General features: G+C 53.8%; 10 protein-coding genes, 2 pseudogenes and 3 other annotated features. Of the genes and pseudogenes, 1 reads left to right on the forward strand and 11 read right to left on the reverse strand.

Annotation, left to right across the window (positions count from 1 at the left end; genetic code table 11):
- Nucleotides 1–63: 63 nt before the first annotated feature.
- On the reverse strand, nucleotides 64–831 hold the full coding sequence (gene yhjH, locus SF3558) for a cyclic-di-GMP phosphodiesterase (protein ID NP_709303.2): 768 nt from the start codon (nucleotides 829–831) through the stop codon (nucleotides 64–66).
- Nucleotides 832–843: 12 nt separating this feature from the next.
- Between yhjH and kdgK the strand changes: the two genes are divergently transcribed.
- Nucleotides 844–1992, forward strand: coding sequence for a ketodeoxygluconokinase (kdgK, locus tag SF3557; RefSeq protein NP_709304.2), 1149 nt, complete (start codon nucleotides 844–846; stop codon nucleotides 1990–1992).
- A gap of 95 nt (nucleotides 1993–2087) precedes the next feature.
- Here the strand turns inward: kdgK and yhjJ are convergent, their stop codons facing one another.
- The 10 genes and pseudogenes from yhjJ to insA all read right to left on the reverse strand — a co-directional run bounded on the left by yhjJ (nucleotide 2088) and on the right by insA (nucleotide 17358).
- Nucleotides 2088–3584 carry a hypothetical protein gene (gene yhjJ / locus SF3559; protein NP_709305.1) on the reverse strand — a complete coding sequence of 499 codons (1497 nt, stop codon included), beginning with the start codon at nucleotides 3582–3584 and terminating at the stop codon, nucleotides 2088–2090.
- Nucleotides 3585–3804: 220 nt separating this feature from the next.
- The gene (gene dctA, locus SF3560) at nucleotides 3805–5091 is read right to left on the reverse strand and encodes a C4-dicarboxylate transporter DctA (RefSeq protein ID NP_709306.1); all 1287 of its coding nucleotides are present in this window, start codon (nucleotides 5089–5091) and stop codon (nucleotides 3805–3807) included.
- A gap of 185 nt (nucleotides 5092–5276) precedes the next feature.
- Nucleotides 5277–7226: a hypothetical protein gene (gene yhjK / locus SF3561; RefSeq protein NP_709307.4), complete on the reverse strand. Its 1950-nt coding sequence runs from the start codon at nucleotides 7224–7226 to the stop codon at nucleotides 5277–5279.
- A gap of 120 nt (nucleotides 7227–7346) precedes the next feature.
- Nucleotides 7347–9704 (reverse strand) — a sequence feature (Similar to Escherichia coli K12 oxidoreductase subunit gi: 2367239 (1167 aa). BLAST with identity of 98% in 785 aa. This CDS contains deletion. The sequence has been checked and is believed to be correct.).
- A pseudogene (gene yhjL, locus SF3562) lies at nucleotides 7347–9704 on the reverse strand. It overlaps the preceding feature by 2358 nt.
- Entirely contained in the window at nucleotides 9658–10764 is a 1107-nt protein-coding gene (locus SF3561a) for an endonuclease III (protein YP_008439289.1), read from the reverse strand. The pseudogene yhjL and the gene SF3561a overlap by 47 nt, the downstream one beginning before the upstream one ends.
- 6 nt (nucleotides 10765–10770) lie before the next feature.
- Entirely contained in the window at nucleotides 10771–13080 is a 2310-nt protein-coding gene (yhjN, locus tag SF3563) for a cellulose synthase regulator protein (RefSeq protein NP_709308.2), read from the reverse strand.
- Nucleotides 13081–13120: 40 nt separating this feature from the next.
- Nucleotides 13121–15786, reverse strand: a sequence feature (Similar to Escherichia coli K12 cellulose synthase gi: 2367240 (889 aa). BLAST with identity of 98% in 888 aa. This CDS contains an in-frame stop codon. The sequence has been checked and is believed to be correct.).
- A pseudogene (gene yhjO, locus SF3564) lies at nucleotides 13121–15786 on the reverse strand. It overlaps the preceding feature by 2666 nt.
- The gene (gene yhjQ / locus SF3565; RefSeq protein ID NP_709309.1) at nucleotides 15735–16487 is read right to left on the reverse strand and encodes a cell division protein; all 753 of its coding nucleotides are present in this window, start codon (nucleotides 16485–16487) and stop codon (nucleotides 15735–15737) included. The pseudogene yhjO and the gene yhjQ overlap by 52 nt, the downstream one beginning before the upstream one ends.
- A 158-nt stretch (nucleotides 16488–16645) precedes the next feature.
- Nucleotides 16646–17413 (reverse strand) — a mobile genetic element.
- A complete protein-coding gene (gene insB, locus SF3566) occupies nucleotides 16661–17056 on the reverse strand; it encodes an insertion element IS1 protein InsB (RefSeq protein ID NP_709310.1) in 396 nt (131 codons plus the stop codon). It overlaps the preceding feature by 396 nt.
- Nucleotides 17083–17358 carry an insertion element IS1 protein InsA gene (gene insA, locus SF3567; protein ID NP_709311.1) on the reverse strand — a complete coding sequence of 92 codons (276 nt, stop codon included), beginning with the start codon at nucleotides 17356–17358 and terminating at the stop codon, nucleotides 17083–17085. (Lies within the feature at nucleotides 16646–17413.)
- Nucleotides 17414–17501 lie beyond the last annotated feature (88 nt).

Consider the following 17501-nt stretch of genomic DNA (forward strand, 5'->3'; position numbering starts at 1 on the left):
CTTCCTCATATTCTTCCTGTGCCAGTCCTAAAGATAGTCCAGCCCGGCGGAAAATGAGGCAGCTTATAGCGCCAGAACCGCCGTATTCAGCGTTTCCATCGGTGCCGGGCGTGAAAGAAACCAGCCTTGTGCGGCGAATGCGGGCGAGTTCTGAACATCACGCCACTCTTCCGGTGTTTCTACGCCCTCGACAATCACCCCGCGACAATAGCGATTCATTAGATGTAAAAGCTGAGAAAAGAGTGTGCGGCCTTCCGGCGACTGACGCAGCATCACAAACAGTTCTCGCGCGATTTTGATGTAGTCATAACGCACTTCACTTAGTGCAGAGAAATTTGCCATCCCGGTACCAAAATCATCCAGCCACAGCGGGCCAAATTCACACATCGAGGCAAAGGTTGAATCTTTCGGCAGACGGATATGCTCCACCAGTTCGAAACGCAGCCAGGGAAGACGCTCAATCTGGCGCAGGATTTTTGGTTGCTGACGCAGGGCGATGAGCGTAGGGCCATCAATATTGACCGATGCCAGCAGGCCGTGCTCTACAAAGAAGTCGGCTTTTTGCGCCAGCAAATCAATCTGCTCTTTCACAACCTCCATCCGATGGCTGACGGTGATTTCAGTAAAATAGCGATCCGGCGGCAGGCGTTGCGAAGGGTTCAAGGGATGCGTGACCACCGTTAATAGCTCCACGGCCATTAACCGCCCGCATGTTTGATAGATCGGCTGCCAGGTGTAAGCACGCTCACACTGCAACCAAAAACGCCGTTCCTGCAAGCTCTCGATGCTTGCTTCAGGGTTGCTTATTCGCTGGATAACCTGCCTTATCATCAAAGATGTCCTGTGTTTAAAAGTGATGCTGCCCGGACTCGACAAAGATTATCGGCGCGTAAGGGCAGAACTTTACCGCCTGGCCGGGGTAAATTTCCTCACTCCACAACGGAATCTTTCAGGAATACGTTCTGGCTCAAAAAAATAATGGAACACTGTTTTAATATGGTTGACCAGCAAACCACCACAGCGCAAACTAACGCTAATTTTTTACAGATCAGGTTCACGACTATGTCCAAAAAGATTGCCGTGATTGGCGAATGCATGATTGAGCTTTCCGAGAAAGGCGCGGACGTTAAGCGCGGTTTCGGCGGCGATACCCTGAACACTTCCGTCTATATCGCCCGTCAGGTCGATCCTGCGGCATTAACCGTTCATTACGTAACGGCGCTGGGAACGGACAGTTTTAGCCAGCAGATGCTGGACGCCTGGCACGGCGAGAACGTTGATACTTCCCTGACCCAACGGATGGAAAACCGTCTTCCGGGCCTTTACTACATTGAAACCGACAGCACCGGCGAACGTACGTTCTACTACTGGCGTAACGAAGCCGCCGCCAAATTCTGGCTGGCGAGCGAGCAGTCTGCGGCGATTTGCGAAGAGCTGGCGAATTTCGATTATCTCTACCTGAGCGGGATTAGCCTGGCGATCTTAAGCCCGACCAGCCGCGAAAAGCTGCTTTCCCTGCTGCGCGAATGCCGCGCCAAAGGCGGAAAAGTGATTTTCGACAATAACTATCGTCCGCGCCTGTGGGCCAGCAAAGAAGAGACACAGCAGGTGTACCAGCAAATGCTGGAATGCACGGATATCGCCTTCCTGACGCTGGACGACGAAGACGCGCTGTGGGGTCAACAGCCGGTGGAAGACGTCATTGCGCGCACCCATAACGCGGGCGTGAAAGAAGTGGTGGTGAAACGCGGGGCGGATTCTTGCCTGGTGTCCATTGCTGGTGAAGCGTTAGTTGATGTTCCGGCGGTGAAACTGCCGAAAGAAAAAGTGATCGATACCACCGCAGCTGGCGACTCTTTCAGCGCCGGTTATCTGGCGGTACGTTTGACGGGCGGCAGTGCGGAAAACGCGGCGAAACGCGGGCACCTGACCGCAAGTACCGTTATTCAGTATCGCGGCGCGATTATCCCGCGTGAGGCGATGCCAGCGTAAACGCAGCATATGCAAAAGGCTGGATAAAGTGTTACCCCTCTATCCAGCTCATCCATAAATACCTGATGGTTGTGCTAACTCATCACCATCAGGCATTACTGTGCAGGTGGAATATCCGTCACTTCAGGATGTACGTCATCCGTGGCGACAGAGGTGGTCGCAGCGGCGGTAGATGGGGCCATGATTTGATCCCAGGCCGCCTGCAACGCTTTCATGTTAAATTCCGGCTCGCCTTTCGGCTGCAGCAGTATTAACGCCATATCATTCGACAACTGCTGACGCAGATCCTGATTTAACATCTCCACAGTCAGGCTGTTAAGGAAATCCTGCCGCAGTTTCTGATACTGCTCCGGCGCGATATCGACGACCTGATTTTGCAACGAACGCATCCGCTGGCCCATCAGAATATCGGTATCAGCCCGTGCATAGGCGGCAAACAGTTTCTGCAGCTCCAGTTTCTTTTGCGCCACTAACGCATTGAACTCTTCTTCCGGCAGACCTTTATCGCGAACCTTCGCCAGTTCACGCGCCACCAGATTAAGGTTGCTGTTCAGCTTGTCGTTTGGTGATTCGATGTTGATGGCACACTGCGCACGCAGATACAGCACACGGCAGTCAAATCCAAGACCGATGTCTTTGCTGTCACTGGCGCTTAACGCTTGCTGAACATGCCAGAACAGCGCCTCGCGGGCCAGGTCCGCACGCCAGTAGCGCAGCAGTGCGGCTGATTCACGAATCGGCTGCCACGGCGTATCCCACATGATAGATAACCGGTCCTGACGCACCGCGTCAGTCATAATACTCACCGCTTCCGCACGCAGCGGAGAAAGCGTCGGCACCGGAGCTGGCGTTTCACGTTTGCCTTTCAGTTCGCCAAACGTTTTGTTGATTTGGTCGACAACCGAGCGCGCATCCACGTTTCCCACCACCAGTAGCGTCATTGCATCCGGGGTGTACCATTTCTGATAGAAATCTTTAATTTTTTCCGCTTCAACGGGTTGTTTCAGCGGATCGGCAGGATCGTGACCTAACAAGGTTGACCCTTTCAGACGATAGCGCCACCAGCCCTCTTTAGTATCGGCAGGCCAGGTTGCCACCATGTCCTGACTTTGCAGCGCGTGGTTGATGGTTTCTGGTGTGATGGTCAATTTGCCAGTGGCATTTGCCAGATAAGAGAGCGCTTCTTTCAGCAAATCGTTACGGTTATTGGGCAAACTCAGATTAAACAGCGTGGTGTCATAAGAGACAATTACCGGCGGCATCGGGCGTTTAGGGTCGATCCCCTGCTGCCACAATGAACGCGCCTGTGCTGCGTCAAGGCCACCGCTTTGCGTTAGCGCAATACGAGGGATGGCGTGACTGTAACCGCTCTGTTGTGTACTTTCGGCGAGCGAACCGGTATTAACCAGCAGGCGAATTTCAACACGATCGCTGGGACGCTGGGGGGTGGTCAGCACTTGCCACTGTAAACCGTTGGAAAGCGTCCCCTGTTGCCATGCTGGATCAGGCTGGAGCGCATCTGCCTGCACATAGCCAGCAGTGGCCATCATCAGCAAACCGCCCGCTAAAAGTCGAATTTTTATGCCCTGCATGTGAACCCCTGATCAACTATCCTGGTAATAAAAAAACTGCCCGTTGTCGGTCAGTCTAAATGACGTTAAAAACACTTCGTGTTAGACCGCAAGAACATGAAAATGTCACGGAAGAAGTGAAATAAACCTGAACTCACCCAGGTGGTAAGTTCAGGCACAGGGGTCAATTATGCGCAAACACCCGCACTCGGGGAAGGGAGTGCGGGCATAAGTGGTGAGATTAAGAGGATAATTCGTGCGTTTTGCCATCCGGCGCACGATTATTCAGCACATCGTCCAGTTTTTTGTGGTCCAGTTCTTTCACCCACTTAGCAACGACAATGGTCGCTACGCCGTTACCGACCAGGTTAGTTAGCGCACGAGCTTCTGACATAAAGCGGTCGATACCGAGGATCAGCGCCAGACCCGCTACCGGCAAATGGCCCACCGCAGAGAGCGTCGCCGCCAGCACGATAAAGCCACTACCCGTTACCCCTGCCGCCCCTTTAGAAGAAAGCAGCAACACGATTAACAGCGTGATTTGGTGGACGATATCCATCTGACTGTTAGTGGCCTGGGCGATAAACACCGCCGCCATTGTCAGGTATATCGATGTGCCATCAAGGTTAAACGAGTAGCCTGTCGGGATGACCAGCCCCACCACCGATTTACGGCAGCCGAGTTTCTCCATCTTGTCGAGCATACGCGGCAGCGCCGACTCGGAAGATGAAGTCCCCAGTACAATCAGCAGTTCTTCACGGATGTAGCGGATAAATTTGAAGATACTGAAACCAGTCGCTTTAGCGATTGAACCCAATACCAGCACCACAAACAGGATACAGGTAATGTAGAAACAGATAATCAGCTGCCCCAGTTGCACCAGTGTGCCGACGCCGTATTTACCGATGGTAAACGCCATTGCCCCGAGCGCACCAATAGGTGCCAGACGCATGATCATATTGATGATGCCGAAGATGACCTGCGAGAAACTTTCGATCACGTTAAAAATCAGTTGGCCTTTGCTGCCCAGACGGTGGAGCGCAAAACCAAACAGTACGGCAAACAGCAGCACCTGCAGAATGTTACCGCTGGCAAATGCGCCAATGACGCTCGCCGGGATGACATCCATAATGAAGGCGACAATGCCCTGGTCTTTCGCCTGATCGGCGTAAACCGCTACCGCTTTCGCATCAAGCGTTGCCGGATCGACGTTCATTCCGGCACCAGGCTGCACGACGTTAACGATGATAAGACCAATAATCAGCGCGATGGTACTGACAATTTCAAAGTAAAGCAGTGCGACTGCGCCGGTACGACCGACCGCCTTCATGCTTTCCATGCCCGCAATGCCCGTTACGACGGTACAAAAGATGACAGGAGCGATGATCATCTTAATGAGCTTAACGAAGCCGTCGCCAAGCGGTTTCATTTGCTCGCCTATTTCAGGATAGAAATGGCCAAGGAGAATACCAATGGCTATCGCTGTCAGGACCTGAAAGTAAAGGCTTTTAAACAGAGAGGTTTTCATAGGGTGTCCTTTAGTAAAACCACAGGTCTTGTAAGGTTATGGGGGGGTACCTGCGGCCTTAAAATAACACCCAGACAACATCACAGAAATGTACCTGGATCATAATTGAAACAAAAAGGTTAAAAAGTTTGAGCTGGCTCGCACAAACCAGCACTTTTTAAAGTTTTGTAATCAGTTTGGGGTAGCTACTTTTCTTCCAGGTAACTCTCTTCGAAGATTTCAATAGGGAGTGGGCGAGCAAAAAGGAAGCCCTGGGCAATACCAACGCCCGCTTTTGCCAGCCAGTCTCGTTGTGCTTCAGTCTCCACGCCTTCGGCAATCATTTGTAAGTTCAGGCTCTGCGCCAGCATGATAATTGCAGCAATCATGCTGCTATCTTCCGGCAAGCCTTCAACAAACATTTTGTCGATTTTCAGTACGTCGATTGGCAACGATTTCATATGCTGCAGCTGACGCAGCCCTGCGTAGCCCATGCCGAAATCATCCAGCGCCACCCGAACTCCGGCATTGCGCAGCGGACGGAGGATTGCCACCGCAGCATGAGGGTCGTCAATACGTCGGCTTTCTGTCACTTCCAGAATCAGTGTTCCCGGCTGAATGCGATAGCGGGTTAACAGTTCCAGCATATCCGCCACCATATTCGGGTGCATCAGTTGCAGCGCAGAGAGGTTTACCGACAAGGGCAGCATAATGCCGCGCTCTTGCCAGGCTGCAAGCAATCGACAGGACTCTTCCAGCACCCAGTGACCGACGGTAACCATCAGCCCACAGCACTCAATGCGATCGATTAAGCCATCCGGCAGGTCCCAACTGCCATCCGGTTGCTGGATACGCAGTAACACTTCCGCACTGACCAGTTTACCGCTGGTCATCTCGACCTGTGGCTGTAACCAAATTGCAAACTGATGATTTTCCAGTGTATTAAGGATATCGCTCTCTTCCGTCAACCGCTTCTGGGCTGCTTCCATCTGCTGCGGATCAAAGAACTGAATCTGATTCTTGCCTTTATGGCGAGCGGTAAATGCCGCAGAAATAGCGCGACTGTAAAGCTGTTCGGCGGTGAGATCGCCGTAGAACATCGCCACGCCAATGCTACAGTGCGGACGGAGTTGAATACGTTCAATCGGCAGGCGCTCGCTCATGATAGTGAGTACTTGCTGACCCAAAGTGATTGCGTGCCACGGTTCCTGTACACCGTTGGCAATGACAGCAAAGTCATAACCGCTAATCTGCGCGAGGATCATACGTGGCGACAGTACCGATTTGAGTTTTTCCACCAGCGTCAGCAGCAGAATTTCTCGTTGCGCCTCTTTCAGCACGCCCGCAGTATCACGCAGGGTTTCACAGGTGATGATCATCAGCGCGGTGGTTTGTTTACGCGCGACAACCTGCTCCAGCATCTCCATCAGCAAGGCTTTGTTCGGCAAATCCGACACCGGGAAGCGCATCGCATTTTCGTTCTGTTCTTCATAATGGCGCTGCAGCAATTGCTGGTTGAGGTTGTAACTGCGCACCAACATACCGATTTCATCGTCCTGATGCAGACGCGGTAATGCCAGTTGGTGACCAACAAGCTCCTGGGCTGGGATGGCGTTAAGTTCGCGAGCAATATTGCGTAACGGATGCAAAATCAGGCGGTTAATGCACCAGCTGATGGCGACGGTCAGGATAAGCGACAAAAGTAAGTAAATGGTCACTAACGTTGAGAGAGTGCTCATCACGAACTTATACATACGGAAGGAATCCGCCTGTAGCACCAGATAGGCTATTGGCTGCGGATTTGCCGGACGTTCGAGCGAGTAGACGCCCAGCGAGATTTGAACCGGTAGCTCAAACAGGCGAGTAACCATTACCGGCACCGGACGCTCTGGAATAAAACTTTTACGCAGCGCCTGGAACTGGTTAGGCAGCACTACATCGGCACGGCTGACCACGCCTGCCGGTTTAATGCTGGCAAGAATAGCTTCCGCTTCGGGAATATCGCCTTTCAAAATAGCTGAAGATAAGGGTTCGCGGACAGAGCGAGCAATGCTTTCCAGTTGCGTAGCCGTGTTATAGCGATTCTGCTGGACCAGATGGAACAGCAAAACGGTGCAAAAAATAAAAACGAACACCAGGACAACGGCTGCCACCATTGCCATCTGCTTGATTGTTAACGAGCGACTTACGCGCAAATTGTCTCCCCCCGGAAATCCCAGATTGCCGCCCGAGTATACCCGATCGCAGCGGCATTAAGAGAGGCGCTATCTGAAAACTTACCAGTCGGCGTAAGGTATCAGCGGCTGCGGCGGTAAATCCATGTCACCCTGCCATCCGGCGGCGGAATAACGTACGTAGAGCAGGAAATGGCTGGGTGCGTAATCTTTCACCTGCTGGATATCAATTGCCGTGCCAACAAACCAGTTGGAAGTAACACGTCGTTCAAGTAATGCCCGCGCCGTGTAGCCGAAGCCCTGACTGCTGCCGCCATCGTTGGATTGCCGCGCAGCTTCTTCCTGCCAGTCGGTCGGGATCAGATTCATCAGCGGATAACGCGGCATGGTTTTGGTGCGTGAATGCGACCACGAGCCAGACGCCCCCAGCTCCCACGACCAGTTTTCCGTGCGCTCCCGCCACATCACCGGTATGGCAAACGACAGGTATTCCTGCGGACTGTAGTAACCGCCCTGACCGAGTGAGTAGCCACTCAGATCTTTGTCGTAATGCCAGATCATGTTGTTCAGGCCGATTGTGACGCGGCGATTGTTCTGGTTAATGACCTTATAGTAATAGCCCGTCATCCAGCGCACGCGCCAGTTATCTTCGACATTTTTACCGGTTAACTGGTCGCCACTAAGCGATGCCCAGACGCCGTTTACTTCACCTTTATCGTAGCTCAGACTTAGCCCCACACCGTCGGCACGTACGCCACCCCATTTTTTCCCGGTATTGCTCGGGGAGTCTTTTTGCCCACCAAAGGCCAGCAAAGAACTGGAGATGGGCCGACGGTGGGCGTTAACGGTGTAACCCAGCGGCCCGATATCATCGCTGTAACTGATGCCGCCGACCACATCCACCACGTTGAAGCCCATCGGCGTGGTACCGATATCCCAGCTCCAGACGTCATTTCGCCAGCCGACCGCCACGCTGGCACCGGAATCCGACTGGCTGCGGTTGCCGCTACAGTCCTGTAATGTACAGGTGCCCCAGTTGTCATCCCATTTGCCATCGGCATTAGTGGAGAAACTGCCGACGTTCATATTGACGAAATCACTGCGAAAGAACATCCGCCCGTCAGAATACGGCGCATCCACCTGCAACATGGTAGTGTGCGCTTTCAGATCGGAGTAACCACCGGTGCCGCTCGAACCCCAGTAATCGTGCTCAAGGGTGACGTTAAGATCCTGCTGGCGATAGAGGTCCGCCGCATCGCTGCGCACGCCGCGTTTCAGCCAGTCATCTTTCTCGTCGTTACGGGTCAGTCGGGTAAAGGTGTCGTTATCCTGCGGACGCGTCGTAGTCACACCGGATGCGACCATGGCGTCTTTGTAGGTTTCCAGCGCCTGCTTTGGATCGCCCGCCTGCGCTTCAAACTTCGCACCGTCGCGCAGTACCATCGCGCTTTCCATCGACGGTGGCTGAGATTTTGCCTGCGGGATCAACTTATTAAACGTCTGCTGCGCCGCTGCGGTATCTCCAAGCTGCGCCTGTGCCAGCGCCACGCGCCGCTGAGTGTTCAGCGAGGTGTTATCGGTGGCAGGCAGTTTCGCCAGCTGGCTACGTGCCGCCGCTTTGTCACCGGCAGCAATATCCACTTCCGTCAGACCAAGAATGGCATCGGCGTTAGTTGGCTCCCGCGTCAGGACATTCTGATATGCAGTGCGGGCGGCGGTGTAATCACGTCGTTGTTACGCCCAGTCAGCCAGCGTGAGGTCAATACGCGTGGAAGGTGGTTGCTGACGCAGCATCGCTTCCGCTTCAGCCTCTTTGCCGCTTTCTCGCAGGCGATTAGCGGTTTCCAGCACCTGATCGCTTTGCAGTCGATTAACCAGCTCCTGAATATTGCTGTTCCACTGCGCGCGCGGCAGGCTGTTGATATGCGCCAGCGCCGCTCTGTCCTGGTTGTGACCTGAGAGGTACAGCCCGTAAGCGTAAACCTGCTCCGGGTTGTTCGGCTTCTGCTGCGCCAGATTGCGCATTAACGTATCGGCCTGGCTGCGTTGTCCGGCCTGCCAGAGATCCTGCGAAAGTCGGTAAGTAATCCATACGCTGCCGGGGCCCAGCGCCAGTCGTTGCCGCTGAAGTGCTGCCGCCTGCGCCCATTTGCCCTGGTTTTCCAGTACCTCTGCCTGCTGTGCCAGACGGTCGTTTTGCAGGCTGCGTTCGATATCATCAATGCTGCGCCGCTGGCTGGCAGAGAGCGAGGCGATAAACGCTTCAGCTTTTTCTGGCGACTGCTGGCGGTAAATATTCGCCAGCCCGCGCACGGCATTAGTGTTGCCGCTGTCCATCCGCAGGGTCTGCTGATGGTTGGTGCTGCCTCGACCATCGGCATGACGGCCAGACCGAGGGAAAGCGTGAATATGTTTAGTGTGAATTTGCGCATTCCTGGCCCCAGTCAGGTAATAACTCACCTTTTGTCGAGAAGCGGAAACGGTGTTGATCCCAGCCTTGTCCAAACAGGGTCAGCACATAGTTGTAATAGGTATCGCTGCCGGGAAAGTTATCGGCCACGCGCTGGCGCTGAACTGCCTGCGCATCGCGGTTTTGTAAAAAAGGCAGCATGGCGGCAGAAAAACCGACCGGTCCTTTACCCTGCGCTTTCCCCGTAGCCACATCCACTTTTTCCGGCGGATAACCGTTTTTCTCAGTGAATGTCGCCATCGGTTTAAACCGGTTGAGCATCCGCGCTTTTTGCGGATCGCTGTCAGGCATCATGCCTACCCACATGTAAACGCGGATAGCGTCGTAGCTGCTGATCAATGTTTTTTCGGCTTTTAGCTGCCAGCCTTTGTCTTTCTCATAGCGCACCCAGTCTGGCGAAAAGCCTTTCGGGGCGGTTTCCAGCAATAAATGTTGATTGGTTTCGCGCAGCGTGGTCCACGGCGCGCCAAAGCGGGTGAAATACTGCGCCAGCGTCGGCGGCATGTAGCTGGGGTTAAAACGCCAGCTGTTATCCTCAGCAAAACCCACTTTGCCCGGTAACAACATGGAACCCAGCCCAGGCACCGTCACCACTTCCTCCCGCGCGATACGTTTTAGCAACGCGCTGCCGATGTCGGTATAACGCTGCTCTTTCCACAAACGCCCCGCCTCCAGCAACGACCAGGCCATCCAGACATCACCATCGGAGGCCGAATTGCTGTCCAGCACTTCCCACTTACTGTTCTCTTTCTTGCCCCACAGCCAGGCGGGCAAACGTTCTTTTAAAGAACCCTGAGCGAGATTGTTCTGCGTCCAGTCGAGAATATTATCGAAAGCTGCACGGTCGTTAGCCGCCAGGGCAAAGAACATACCGTAACTTTGCCCTTCGGAGGTGGTGATTTTGCGCGCGTCGCTGGGGTCGATGACGCGCCCTTCCTGACTGATGTAATCCTTTTTAAACTGCTCCCAGGCAGGCCAGGTACAGGCTGCCTGAACACTAAAGGCAGCCAACAACAGCATCGTCACGATTCCACTACGCAACACATTCATCTTCAATTACTCGTTATCCGGGTTAAGACGACGACGACTAATAATTCGCAGCAGACGCCACAGTACCCATGCCAGCAATATCACACTGATAGTCGCCAGCACCGCCAGCAGAATCGGATGGTTTGCCAGCGCATACCACAAGCGCTCGAACCACGGCAGATGACCTACGTAATAAACGTCGCCAACACGTAGGCTGTTGATACCGGACTCGCGGATCACCGCGACCGAACCGAACATGGTGGCGCGTTTGCCGCTATCGTTCACCGCATCGTTAAGCATTTCATAACCGCGTGGGCTATCTGCCAACAGCGCAATCACGCTGCGCTGGTCGTTATACGGCGACTGGAAGCCAATCACCGCCGCCATCGCACCGGAAGAGGTCAGCGTTGACTGGGTTTCTGCCGCGCGATCGCTCTCGTCCGGCACAATGCCGGGGAACGGGGTCTGGCGCATCGGTGTTTTCACCCAGCTTTCGGTCGCCTGCACCAATAGGTCGATCTGCTTATCGTCTTTCAGTTTGTCCGGGATACCACCGATGATCATGATGTCGGCATCTTTGCCCTGAATGGTGCTGCCATCATCGGTCACCGTCAGATTAATCGCCGGGAAGCCCGTCTGTGCGCCGATAAAACCAACAGTATTCAGCAACGTTTCCATCTGTGCTTCGTTAGGCGCTTTCGGCATCACGGTGATGGTTTGCGACAGATCCGCCATCCGGCTGAATGGGAAGCCCGCGTTAGCAAAGGCGCGTAGATCCGGCATCGGGATGAAGTGGTAATACTTCGAGAAGTCGATGGTGGAATCGTCACCAATCACCACATGATTCTGCACCGGCTGGAAGGTAATACAGTTATCTACCGAACCGCCTGGCATCGGGTTCATATACTCAAAGTCGAAGCGCAGCTGGTTGGTCGCGCCCAGTTTCAGCGCCGGAATAGAGACATCTGTTTTGCCATCCAGCAAACCTTGTAATACCGGAATACGCAGCAGCAGACGGTTCGCCTCCTGTTTGCTGCTCAGGTTGAAGGATTGCAGGAACTGGTTATTCAGGCTGATATCCATCCGCGAACTGTCTTTCACCGGCGGCATGGTGTAGCGGTAATTAATATCCATATCAATGCCGGTACTGCGCATCAGGTAGAGATCCGGCGGCAGGTTTAGCGAAACGTTAATCGCTGCTGGCTCAAGGCCGCTGGATTGTAACTGTTCTTCATAGGTTTTCAGTTCGCCAAATGTGACCGGACGATCGGTACGTACCCAGTTCGGCGCATCGTACGGCTTACGCGGTAGCAGCGGTTTCACTTCATTCACTACCACGCTTTCACCACGGAACAGAATGTTACCCTGAGCGATACCTTTCGCTGCCTGCAACAGGTCTTTGTCGTCACGACCAAACACCACCAGCAGTTTGACGTAAGGATTCTGCGGATGGTTAATCATCTCAATCACCGGGGCTTTTACCGCCGGATGATCGCGCAGGAAGTCCGGCCGTTTGTCGTTGGTTGCAAAGACAATGGCATTGCGATCCGGCAATTGGTTATAGAGCACCGGGAAGTTCTGCCCACGCCAGCCAGAACGCGAACCAAACCACGAGGCGACAATGGCAGATGCTTGTTGCAGCCCAACATCCGGCGCACCCGCAAAGACCATCGGCAAGGTGTTAGTACGGTTATCGCGCGGGTCAAAGAATGGCACCGGGAAGTGTGACAGGTCATTCTTCACATTCAGGGTCTGATAGGTCAGATCCAGTCCACTGCTCCGCCCAACATCCAGCCAAAGCGTGGTGCTGGCCGGGTTTTCGCACACGTCCTGATAATGGCCGACAAACTCCAGCCGCACACGGTTGAAGTCGGTAATAAACAGTGGATTAATGGGCATTTGCGCCAGCGTTTTTTTACCCAACTGTTCTTTGGTCACTGGCAGCACGCCCATCAGCTCATCATTGAGATAAACCTTTAACTGCGACTGGACAGGCAGTAACGATGGCGATGGCGTGTATTCGAAGTTGAGCATCGCCTTCGTCACCACTTCATCGCTGCGCATACCAAACTCAATGCTGCCGTTCGGGTTAATACCACGTAGCACCATGCTGCCCGGCGGCGGCGCGATTTGCGCAAAGGTCAGCTTCACATCACGCGAAGGACCGTTCTGCGCCACGATGGGGGCATCAGCTCCCTGCTCGCCTGACATCACTTGCCCCACCTGCGGATTTTGTTCCGTCTGGGCGGCTACAGCTGGCTCAGCATTGATCAGTGGTTGCGTTGCTGGCGTCGCCTGCGTCATGAAAGAGGGGAACGCACTCATCCCCATAGCCACTGCACAAATCCAGAATAGTTTTCTTTTCATCGCGTTATCATCATTGTTGAGCCAAAGCCTGATCCGATGGTTGTGCCGTTTCGCTCCGCTCCGGGCGGCGCGGAATAAACGATACAACCCAGGAAACCAGAGAAGTCAGCACACGGAATATGCCCTTCACCGAAGAAGGCGCAAACTCCGCCAGATGGCGGTAGCCACGGAAGCCGAGCTTCAGAATATCCAGCAGACTTTCCAGCGGCTTATCTTCCGGGTAGCTGTCCTGCCAGAGCGCCCATGTATCCGCACGGGCAAACGTACACTGCACAAAATCGATATGTTGCTGGGTGGTGAGCGGCATTAATTTCAGCCCAACTTCATTACCCATCACGCGCGCCACCTGGGTCGGGAAGACGTATTCCTGCTGACCGCGTTTAAGCAACAGATTCACTTTCTGCCCTTCCAGAATCTGCGCCTGACCGTTGATCTTGATCCCCAAACCACCGTCGGAGAAATCCTGAACGGTACACGAGAAGAGGTGACCATCTTCGCGGGCAATTGCCGCGGGCATCGTCATCTCCACGCGGTTCGATCGGCGTACCTGTTTGCTTTCTACCGATACCGCAACTGCGCCGCCAAGAACAATCAGGTTGTAGAACACCCACACCATACTGACGACCACGGTGAGCATCTCGGTTGGCGGGCCATAGAAGTAGCACCAGATGCCTACCGCAACGCCCACCAGGTTGAGTAGAACAAGGAAGATGTAGGGCCGCGAGATCACCCAGTCGACGTACTCTTCTTCCACCAGTCCACCTTTGGCGGTGACGTTAAATTTGCCTTTGTGCGGGTTAATCAGCGCCACCAGCGTCGGTGGTGCGATATACCACGCCAGCACCGTTTCGTAGATTTCACTCCAGAAAGAGTGGCGATATTTGCCCTGGATCTTCGAGTTGGTCAGGCTGGCATGGATCATATGCGGCAGCACGAATAGGGCGATCATCAACGCTGGCGCATAGATGATGTAGGCATGAAGCAGCAGGAACGCCAGCGGCGCAGTCAGGAAGATCAGCCGTGGAATGCCCGACAAGAAGTGGAACATGGCGTTGACGTAGCACAGCCGCTGAGCAAACTTCAGTCCTTTACCGGTGAGCGGGTTATCGAGACGGAAGATTTATACCATCCCGCGCGCCCAGCGAATACGCTGACCGATATGCGCCGACAGACTTTCGGTCGCCAGCCCCGCCGCCTGCGGAATACGCATATACGCGGAGGTATAGCCACGACGGTGCAAACGCAGAGAAGTATGCGCATCTTCAGTCACGGTTTCGACAGCAATGCCGCCAATTTCATCCAGCGGCTTACGACGAATCACCGCACAGGAACCGCAGAAGAAAGTGGCGTCCCACATATCGTTGCCATCCTGCACCAGACCATAGAACAGCGTGCCTTCGTTCGGCGTTTTACGAAAACGTCCCAGGTTGCGTTCAAACGGGTCCGGCGAGAAGAAGTGGTGTGGAGTCTGCATCATCGCCAGCTGTTTCTCTTTCAGGAACCAGCCCATGGTCATTTGCAGGAACGATCGCGTTGGTACGTGGTCGCAGTCGAAAATCGACACGAACTCGCCTTTGGCATATTTCAGCGCATTGTTGATGTTGCCCGCTTTCGCATGTTCATGAGTGGTGCGGGCGATATATTTCACCCCCACGTTTTGCGCAAACTGGCGAAACTCTTCCCTGCCGCCGTCATCGAGGATCCAGATGTTCAGTTTGTCTTTCGGCCAGTCGATACCCAGCGAGGCGTAAATGGTATTTTTCACCACATTGAGATCTTCGTTGTAAGTCGGGACAAAGATATCCACTGACGGCCACAGCGACATATCCTTCGGCAATGGCACCGGCTGACGATTCAGCGGCCATACTACCTGGAAGTAGCCGAGCACCAGCACAATCCACGCGTACGTTTCAGCGAAGAGCAGAATAAGCCCGCACACCAGGCTGACCGGATCGTCCCAGTTCAGCGTAGAGGTGTAACGCCACCAGATATAACGGCAAGAAACGGTCAGCGACAGCACAATCAACATTAGCGCCGAGAAGCGCCCCGGCATCCGCCGTACGATCAGCGCTACCCCCCACAGCAGCATCAGGAAGATAAACTGCGCCAGCGGGTTAAACGGCTGAGTAACGCAGATTAACGCCAGAATCAGCGAGAAGGTGACGATGATACCGAGGATCAACCGCCGCGCCCCGGCACTCAAATGACCGAGCTCTTTTTTTTCATCCAGATGCTGTGTTTTATGGCTAACGCGCTCAGGCAGCTCGTTCATCCATTGATGGTAACGTCCACGAATATTTTGCAGACCTGAAAATGCCCGCTGCGCGGTTTCGGCGTTTCTTTGCGCGATGCACCGATCAATAACCAGCATGTTTGAATGAGATAACGGACCGGGTCCAGCGGACGCGGACGCGAGGCGTTGATATGCGTATACAGGTTTTTATGTTCTGCGCGAATACGCTGCCAGCGCGGGTGCTCCAGCGGAATAAAAATCCAGGCCAGGATCATCCAGAAACAGCCGAGCGTCGCGCTGAAAGCCGACGCACCGTGACGACGATAATCGCGATAACGCCCGATAAGCCGCGCGTTGACCGGCGGGATAAGCAACCACCGGGTCAGGATACTCATGATGCACTCCCGACTGGCGTTTTCAGCCCGGAGTAGTTCAACAGGCACCAGTTCGCCAGCGTCAGTATCTCTTCAGCCGCCAGCGCATCACTGCGATATTCACCTACTGGTTGCTTAGCCGCCAGGCATTCAGCCATCGCTTCATCACGATGAATGAGCATCGGCAGTAATCGGCGCTGGCTTTGCAACCAAAGCTGGTAAATATCGTCCTGAACCTGACTGCCAATACGGAAGTCATTAATCAAAATATGTGCGCCATCCGGCAGCGCTTGCTGATGCAGTCGGATATGGCAGTTGGCATCCACATTGACGATTGCCAGCGAGTGCTCGCACAAACTCAGCAGCTGGTGGGTTATCTGCGAGGCATCACGCGGTAAGTCGATTAAAATCCACTGGTAACGCCCGCTGGCTTTTAGTTGCTGTAAGCCGGAGCAAATATCGCTCAGCCGGGTTTGCCAGTGCTGTGGATTTTCTTGTTCTTCAATGGATAACTGACCAAAAGGCAGCAAATCGAGCTGCGAGGTGTAGCGCAACCCAGCGTCACGCCAGTCCTGGCCATCCAGCATCGCTCTGGCCCAGCCCTGACGGTGGGTAAAATCAACATTAAATGACAGGCGCAACAAGTTGTCCGGGCAGGCATCGACCACCAGGACATTTTCTCCCAACATTTGTAATGACCAGGCTAATGCGGCGGTGATGGTTGTTGTCCCCACGCCTCCCCGCACCCCCTGCAATCCCAGTACGGCCATTCACCAATCCCCTACTTTTGTTGCGCAAACTCTGCCAGCAACGGCCAGCGTTTTAATGCCGCGGCCAACTGTTCGCGTTGGGAAATATCGGCATAATCAATATCAGGCAGTGAAAATGCCTGCTTTAACGCCACAATATCATTCTGGAAGATATAGCCGGTAATGACTCCAACTTACTGATAGTGTTTTATGTTCAGATAATGCCCGATGACCTTGTCATGCAGCTCCACCGATTTTGAGAACGACAGTGACTTCCGTACCAGCCTTGCCAGATGTTGTCTCAGATTCAGATTATGTCGCTCAATGCGCTGAGTGTAACGCTTGCTGATAACGTGCAGCTTTCCCTTCAGGCGTGATTCATACAGCGGCCAGCCATCCGTCATCCATACCACGACCTCAAAGGCCGACAGCAGGCTCAGAAGACGCTCCAGTGTGGCCAGAGTGCGTTCACCGAAGACGTGCGCCACAACCGTCCTCCGTATCCTGTCATACGCGTAAAACAGCCAGCGCTGACGTGATTTAGCACCGACGTAGCCCCAATGTTCGTCCATTTCAGCGCAGACAATCACATCACTGCCCGGTTGTATGCGCGAGGTTACCGACTGCGGCCTGAGTTTTTTAAGTGACGTAAAACCGTGTTGAGGCCAACGCCCATAATGCGTGCACTGGCGCGACATCCGACGCCATTCATGGCCATATCAATGATTTTCTGGTGCGTACCGGGCTGAGAGGCGGTGTAAGTGAACTGTAGTTGCCATGTTTTACGGCAATGAGAGCAGAGATAGCGCTGATGTCCGGCAGTGCTTTTGCCGTTACGCACCACGCCTTCAGTAGCGGAGCAGGAAGGACATCTGATGGAAATGGAAGCCACGCAAGCACCTTAAAATCACCATCATACACTAAATCAGTAAGTTGGCAGCATTACCGGTTAAAAACGAAAAGACTAAAATCACACGTCTTGTGACCTTCTAAATTGATTCACATGCTAAATCTGATAAGTTTTAATTTCAATGG

Source organism: Shigella flexneri 2a str. 301 (assembly GCF_000006925.2).
GTDB lineage: Bacteria > Pseudomonadota > Gammaproteobacteria > Enterobacterales > Enterobacteriaceae > ECMA0423.

Coding starts and splice junctions, on each gene's coding strand:
- yhjH (NP_709303.2), bottom strand. CDS start 831: ATGATAAGGCAGGTTATCCAGCGAATAAGCAACCCTGAAGCAAGCATC.
- yhjJ (NP_709305.1), bottom strand. CDS start 3,584: ATGCAGGGCATAAAAATTCGACTTTTAGCGGGCGGTTTGCTGATGATG.
- dctA (NP_709306.1), bottom strand. CDS start 5,091: ATGAAAACCTCTCTGTTTAAAAGCCTTTACTTTCAGGTCCTGACAGCG.
- yhjK (NP_709307.4), bottom strand. CDS start 7,226: ATGGTGGCAGCCGTTGTCCTGGTGTTCGTTTTTATTTTTTGCACCGTT.
- SF3561a (YP_008439289.1), bottom strand. CDS start 10,764: ATGAATGTGTTGCGTAGTGGAATCGTGACGATGCTGTTGTTGGCTGCC.
- yhjQ (NP_709309.1), bottom strand. CDS start 16,487: ATGGCCGTACTGGGATTGCAGGGGGTGCGGGGAGGCGTGGGGACAACA.